Source organism: Asanoa siamensis (assembly GCF_016862555.1).
GTDB classification, from domain to species: domain Bacteria; phylum Actinomycetota; class Actinomycetes; order Mycobacteriales; family Micromonosporaceae; genus Asanoa; species Asanoa siamensis.
The window spans coordinates 21,303-27,347 of the sequence record NZ_BONE01000102.1 but is presented as its reverse complement, the minus strand read 5'-3'; the positions used below and the strand labels follow the sequence as shown (position 1 = coordinate 27,347).

Annotated in this window: 6 protein-coding genes; 1 reads left to right on the top strand and 5 read right to left on the bottom strand. The window is 73.2% G+C overall.

The annotated features are described in order from the left end of the window. A partial coding sequence (locus Asi02nite_RS36545; protein WP_203718625.1) for an Ig-like domain-containing protein occupies nt 1-1,054 on the top strand: 1,054 nt, incomplete at its 5' end. Nucleotide 1,055: 1 nt separating this feature from the next. Here Asi02nite_RS36545 and Asi02nite_RS36540 read toward each other — a convergent pair. The 5 genes from Asi02nite_RS36540 to Asi02nite_RS36520 form a co-directional block, all read right to left on the bottom strand. Next, on the bottom strand, nt 1,056-2,519 hold the full coding sequence (locus Asi02nite_RS36540) for an MFS transporter (RefSeq protein ID WP_203718624.1): 1,464 nt from the start codon (nt 2,517-2,519) through the stop codon (nt 1,056-1,058). A gap of 123 nt (nt 2,520-2,642) precedes the next feature. After that, on the bottom strand, nt 2,643-3,314 hold the full coding sequence (locus Asi02nite_RS36535) for a DUF3618 domain-containing protein (protein WP_203718623.1): 672 nt from the start codon (nt 3,312-3,314) through the stop codon (nt 2,643-2,645). Continuing rightward, a complete protein-coding gene (locus Asi02nite_RS36530; RefSeq protein ID WP_203718622.1) occupies nt 3,314-3,712 on the bottom strand; it encodes a phage holin family protein in 399 nt (132 codons plus the stop codon). The genes Asi02nite_RS36535 and Asi02nite_RS36530 overlap by 1 nt, the downstream gene beginning before the upstream one ends. Beyond that, complete coding sequence (locus Asi02nite_RS36525) at nt 3,709-4,569, bottom strand: hypothetical protein (protein WP_203718621.1); 861 nt, start codon at nt 4,567-4,569, stop codon at nt 3,709-3,711. Before Asi02nite_RS36525 ends, Asi02nite_RS36530 begins: the two co-directional genes overlap by 4 nt. A 152-nt stretch (nt 4,570-4,721) precedes the next feature. Then, complete coding sequence (locus tag Asi02nite_RS36520; RefSeq protein WP_203718620.1) at nt 4,722-6,044, bottom strand: aldehyde dehydrogenase family protein; 1,323 nt, start codon at nt 6,042-6,044, stop codon at nt 4,722-4,724. Nucleotide 6,045 lies beyond the last annotated feature (1 nt).

Below are 6,045 nucleotides of genomic sequence, written 5' to 3'. Positions count from 1 at the left end.
AGTTCTTGCGGTATTAGCGACGGCGACCCTGGCGTCGGCGTTGTGCGCCGCACCGGCGTCGGCCGGCGGCCAGTACGAGCCGCTGCTCGGCGACGTCAACGGCGACGGCCGCACCGACCGCGCCACCCTGGTCGACCTGGACGCCGACTGCGGTGTCGACGTCGAGCTGGGCCAGTCGGGCGGCGGCTTCGGCCCGGCGACCCGCTACACCTGGCCCGACCCGTCCGAGGTCGGCTACTGCCCCGACATGGGCGTGATCGTCGACCTGGGCGGCGACGGCTCGGCCGAGCTGCTGCTGGCCTACTTCAACGGTCGTACGCCCGGCGTCGAGAGCGACATCGTCGTGCTCGAGGACTTCACGCCGGCCGGCGGCTTCGACGCGATCACCCGGCCGAGCTTCATCGGGCTGGAGAACTTCAACACCGACAACCTGACCGACGTGTACGAGTGGACCGACGACAGCGACGGCGTCGTCACCTGGCTCAACACGCCGTCCGGCCAGCTCGTCCCCGGCCCGGTGCACGCCGACGGCGTCTCCGTCGACTTCGAGTTCGCCGACTTCGACCGCAACGGCGCCACCGACCTGGTCGCCGGCTTCGACGGCGCGTCCGGCACGCCCGCCAACGGCGCGATCGTGGTGCTCGACGACGGTGAGCGGGTCGTGCTGCGCACCGACGAGTTCTACGACGTCGACGCGCTGGACGCCAACGGCGACCACAAGCTCGACGTGCGCGCGGTGAACGCGTACACCGACGAGGTCGTGCACTTCATCGGCAACGGCCGTGGCGCGTTCACCGAGGCGCCGAACGCCGTCGACGACACCGTCCAGGTGCCCTTCGGCACCCAGAAGACGATCAGCGTGCTGGTCAACGACGCGGCGACCACCGCGGCCACGCTGCGGATCGTCACCCCGCCGAGGTACGGCACGATCGTGCGCACCACCAGCAAGGGCTTCATCTACCGCAACACGACGAAGCGCCACGACAGCTTCGTCTACGAGTTGACGGTCGACGGCAAGACGGACACGGCGACCGCGACCCTGCGGATCATGTAAGTCACTCGCGAGCGGCCGCGCCCATGCGGTCGGCGTTGTGCTGCGCCGACCGCTGGGCGCGGGCCGACGTCGTCGCCACGCCGATGACGAGGTTGGCCAGGCCGATCGCGCCGATCACCGCCCAGCTCACGTGGTAGGCCGACATGAACGCCGGCGTCTGCGCCACCTCGGTCACGTGCGCCGCGATGATCGACCCGATGATCGCGACGCCGAGTGTCTGGCCGAGCTGCCGCATGGTCGAGGTGATCCCGGCGGCCACCCCGGCCTGGCGGTTGGGCATGCCGGAGACCGCGGTGTTGGTGATCGCCGCGTTGATCCAGCCGAGCCCGAAACCGATCAGGACATAGACGACGAACAGCCGCGGGTACGACGGGTCGGTCCGCGGGATGACCGTGATCAGACCGGCGATCAGCACCGACGCGCCGCCGAGGGTCAGCGAGGGCCGCGGTCCGTAGCGCGCCACCAGGCGGCCGGATATGGGCCCGACCACCGCCATCAGGGCCGCCATGGGCAGGATGGCCAGGCCTGCCCCGAGCGGGGAGAAGCCCAGCGCGTCCTGCAGATAGAGGGTGTTGAGCAGCAGGAACCCGCCCTGCGCCGTGAACGCCAGCAGTGCGATGGCGGCCGCGCCGCTGAACGGCGGCGACCGGAAGAACCGCAGGTCGATCAGGGGATCCCGGTGGTGGAACTCCCACCAGAGCAGCGCGACGAAGGCGGCCGCGGCGACACCGAAGCAGGCGATGATCGGGACCGACCCGAAGCCGCGCATCGGCGCCTCGATGATCCCGAACGTCAGCGCGCCCACGGCGGCGATCAGCAGCACCTGCCCGACCGGGTCCAGACGCTGGCGCCGGGCCGCGAGCGACTCCCGGATGTATTTTCCGGCCAGCACCATGGCCGTCACGGCGATCGGCACGTTGATGAAGAAGATCGCCCGCCAGCTGAACGCCTGCACCAGCAACCCGCCGAGCACCGGCCCGGCGGCGATGCTGACGCCGACCACTCCGCCCCAGACGCCGATCGCCTTCGCCCGCGTCCGGGGGTCGGTGAACGTGTTCGAGATGATCGAGAGCGCGACCGGGTTGAGCATGCTGCCGCCGATCGCCTGCAGCACCCGGAACGCGATCAGCCAACCGAGCGACGGCGCGAGCCCGCAGAGCAGGGAGCCCAGGCCGAAGATCGCGAGGCCGACCTGGAAGACGCGCCGGCGGCCTATCCGGTCCGCGGTCGACGCGGAGAGGATCAGGAACGACGCGAGCACCAGCGTGTACGCGTCGATGGTCCACTGGGCGCCCTGGATCGACGCGTTCAGGTCCTGCTGGATCGACGGCAGCGCGACGTTGAGCGCGCTGGTGTCCAGGCCGACGATGAAGATGCTGCAGCAACAGATGAGCAGCACGAGCAGCGAGCGACCGCGCAACTGTGCCGCGCCACCCGCCGTGCTCGGTTGCGTCGTTGCCGCCATGCCGTCAGGCGCCCCACTCGTGGTCGATGCGATTCCACCCTATTGCGGAGATCCGCCCGAACGGCCCCGACGCACGCGAAGAGGCCGGCCGCCGAACCGGCGGCCGGCCTCGGGCGCGCCCCGTCAGGAACGCACCTCGTCGCGCGCCTCCTGGGCACGGACCTTCACGTCGTCGGCGGCGGAGCGGCCCTCGTCCTTGACCGTCGCCACCCCTTCCTGGGCGGTCGACCTCACGGAGTCGACCGCGTCGCGGGCGACCGGCTCCAGCCGCTCCCGCGCGTCCTGCGCGAGGCCGCGGGCCTCGTCCTTGAGCGTGTCGCTGTGCTCCGCGACCTTCTCCTTGAGAGCACCGGCGGCCCGCTGCTCGCGCTCGGTGGCGGGCAGCAGCGACGACGCCAGCCAGCCGATGCCGAACGCGATGAGCCCGGCGGCCAGCGGGTTGCCCTCGGTGCGCCGGCGGATCGCCGCCGGTGCCTCCTGGACAGCGTCGCCGACGGCCGAGGCGGCTTCCGACGCCTTGTCCGACACGGCGGAGGCCTGGTCGGACGCCGTGGACTTCAGCGACGAGGCCCGGTCGGCGACCGCGGAGGCGGCGTTGCCACCCCGGTGGGTGACGTCGGACGCCGTGCCCATCACGGTGTCCCGCGCGTTCCGGAACGCCGTGCGCACCTTGCGTTTGCGGTCGTCGACCATGCGCCGCGGGCTGGCCTTGTACGCCAGCGCGTCGACGTCGTCACTCAGGCTCGACCGGGTCCGTTCGATCTCGCGCCGGATCTGGTCCGGGTCGGTGCTCATCAGTAGCCTCCTGTGTCGGGCTTGAGGGCGGGGGGAATCTCCTTGACGGTCTCGGCGGTCCGCGGCATGCCGCGTACCTCGCGCATCTGGCCGCGGGCGACCACGTAGAGCACGGCGCCGACGACCGCCCACAGGACGGCCACGATCAGCGCGGCCCAGCCCTGGTCCATCACGTTGGACAGTGCCCACCAGAGGGCGATCGAGGCGAAGAGCAGCACCATGTAGCCGGCGAAACCGGCGCCGCCGTACATGCCGGCCGCCTTTCCGGCCTTTGTCGCCTCCTGTTTGAGCTCGGCCTTGGCGAGGTCGACCTCCTGCCGGACCAGCGTCGACAGGTCCCGGGTGACCTCACCCATCAGGTCGCCGAACGAGCGCTCGGCCGGTGACTCGGGGGTCATGGCCGGGTCCGCTCGTCCCACGGACCGCGCTCGACCGGCTGCTCCGGCACGACGGCGGGGTCCGCCGTGGATCCGGCGTAGACCGTGCTGTCCGGGTCCGAGTCCCGGACGGTCGGATACGTCGCCGTTCCCACCATGGGGTCGGCGGCCGCCGGGTACGCCGTCGCCGGGCCGTCGGTCGGGTACGTGACGGGCGGCGTGCCGGTCGGGTACGTGACGGGCGGCGTGCCGGTCGGGTACGTGACGGGCGGCGTGCCGGTCGCGTACGTCTCGGGCGGGTAGGCCGCCGGTGGCGCGCCGGTCGGGTAGGCCGCGGTCGGGTCGTCGGTGGTGCGCGCCCGCGAGTCGTCGTCGTGTGCGTCGGCGACCAGGCCGCGGGTCATCCGGCCCGCGAGCACGCCGAGCACGGCCGCACCCGCGAGGAACGTGCCGGGGTGGCGGCGCGCGAACTCCTTGACCTCGGTGACCAGCTCGCCGGGCTCCCGCGCCTCGAGCCAGTCGGCGATGTCGGAGATCCGGCCGGACGCCTGCCGCGCGAGCTCGCCCGCCGGCCCGGAGCCGTTGCTGTTCTCGGCCATGCCGCGCAGCTCGTCGCCGAGGGCGCGGATGCCGCCGGCCGCCCGCCGCTGCTGCGAGCCGGCCTGGTCGCGCAGGTGGCCGCGGGCCTCGCCGTAGAGGTCACGGGCCTGCCGCGCGGTCTCCCGGGCGACCTCCTTGCCCTGCTCCTTGGCCGTCTGCGCGACGTCGCCACCGGCGGCGGCCGCGGTCTTGCCGACGTCCCTGGCTTCGTCCTTCGCCTTCTGTGTGGTCGACTCCTGGCCGCCGGACGGCGACCGTGGAGTAGCGATGTCCGTCATCGGGGGGATCCCTTCCGGTGTGGAGCACCCGTCGTGAAGGGTGCCGATTCCGCCCCGATACCCGGTCAGTCCCGATCAATGCGGGCCATCGCCGTATTTAATTGCCTGCAGGCAAGCAGTTTGCCACCGGTCGGTCCGGGTACCGCCAACCGTCAGGGTGCGAGCCGCTCCGGCAGGTTCTGCAGCGCGACTGTGCGCAGGAACCGCTCGACGGCCGCGGTGCCGACCGAGGTGAACGCGCCGGACGCGGCCGGCCACGGTCCACCGTGCTGCATCGCGTCGACCACCGCGACGCCGGTCGGCACGCCGTTGTAGATCACCCGCCCGGCCCGGTCGACCAGGGCGGGCAGCAGCGCGCGGACCGCGTCGTCGTCACCCTCCCCGGCCAGCACCGTGGCGGTCAGGCTGCCCTCGAGCCGGCCCGCCAGCTCCCCGTATCCGTCCACGCCGGACCGTGCGATCACGACGGTCGGGCCGAAGTGCTCCTCCAGCAGCTCACCGTCGAGCTCGGCGGCGGTGACCCGGACGGCGAACGGCGCCGCACCGGCCTCGGGCGCGCTCGCCGTGCCCTCGACGCCCGGCGCCCGGTCCCGCCAGGCGGCGTGCGCGGCGGCCATCCCGGGGGTGAGCATCCGGTCGAACACCGGTGTCGCGGCCACCTCGGCGGCCAGCCGGTCGGCGAACGCGTCCCCGGCCGCGCTGTCGGGCACCACGACGAGCCCCGGCTTGGTGCAGAGCTGCCCCGCCGAGCCGGTCACGGCCGCGGCCACCGTGGCGGGCCAGCGGGCGTCGTCGAGCGCCGACGGGAAGACGAAGACGGGGTTGAGCGCGCCCATCTCGGCGTAGACGGGGATCGGGTCGGGGCGGGCGGCGGCCGCGTCCATCAGCGCGCGTCCTCCGGCCGCGGAACCGGTGAAGCCGACCGCCCGGATCTCGGGGGCCCGGACGAGCGCGATCGAGACGTCGGCGCCGCCGTGCACGACCGCGAAGAAGCCGCCCAGGACCGGTGCGACCGCGGCCTCGATCAATCGCGCGGTCTCGGGTTGGGCCGGGTGCGCCTTGGCCACCACCGGGCAGCCCGCGGCCAGCGCCGACGCGGTGTCGCCGCCGAGCACCCCGAACGCCAGCGGGAAGTTGGAGGCGGCGAAGACCGCGACCGGACCGACGGGTACGCGTACCGCGACGATGTCGCCACCGCCGGGCGCCGCGGCCGCGGAACGGACCACCGGGCGGTCGCGGCCGGCGGCCACGAAGTCGCCGAGCAGCCGGAGCTGGCCGGTGGTGCGGGCGAGCTCGCCCTCGAGCCGCGGCCGGGTCAGCCCGGTCTCGGCGACCGCCGTGTCGACGATCTGGTCGCCGGCCTTCTCCAGTGCGTCCGCGGCCGCGTGCAGGGCGTCCCGGCGGCGCTCGCCGGACCAGGTGGCCAGCTCACGGGCGGCCGTGGCGGCCGCGGCGGTGGTGTCGTCGAGGGGCATG

Coding starts and splice junctions, on each gene's coding strand:
- Asi02nite_RS36525 (WP_203718621.1), bottom strand. CDS start 4,569: ATGACGGACATCGCTACTCCACGGTCGCCGTCCGGCGGCCAGGAGTCG.
- Asi02nite_RS36540 (WP_203718624.1), bottom strand. CDS start 2,519: ATGGCGGCAACGACGCAACCGAGCACGGCGGGTGGCGCGGCACAGTTG.
- Asi02nite_RS36530 (WP_203718622.1), bottom strand. CDS start 3,712: ATGACCCCCGAGTCACCGGCCGAGCGCTCGTTCGGCGACCTGATGGGT.
- Asi02nite_RS36535 (WP_203718623.1), bottom strand. CDS start 3,314: ATGAGCACCGACCCGGACCAGATCCGGCGCGAGATCGAACGGACCCGG.
- Asi02nite_RS36520 (WP_203718620.1), bottom strand. CDS start 6,044: ATGCCCCTCGACGACACCACCGCCGCGGCCGCCACGGCCGCCCGTGAG.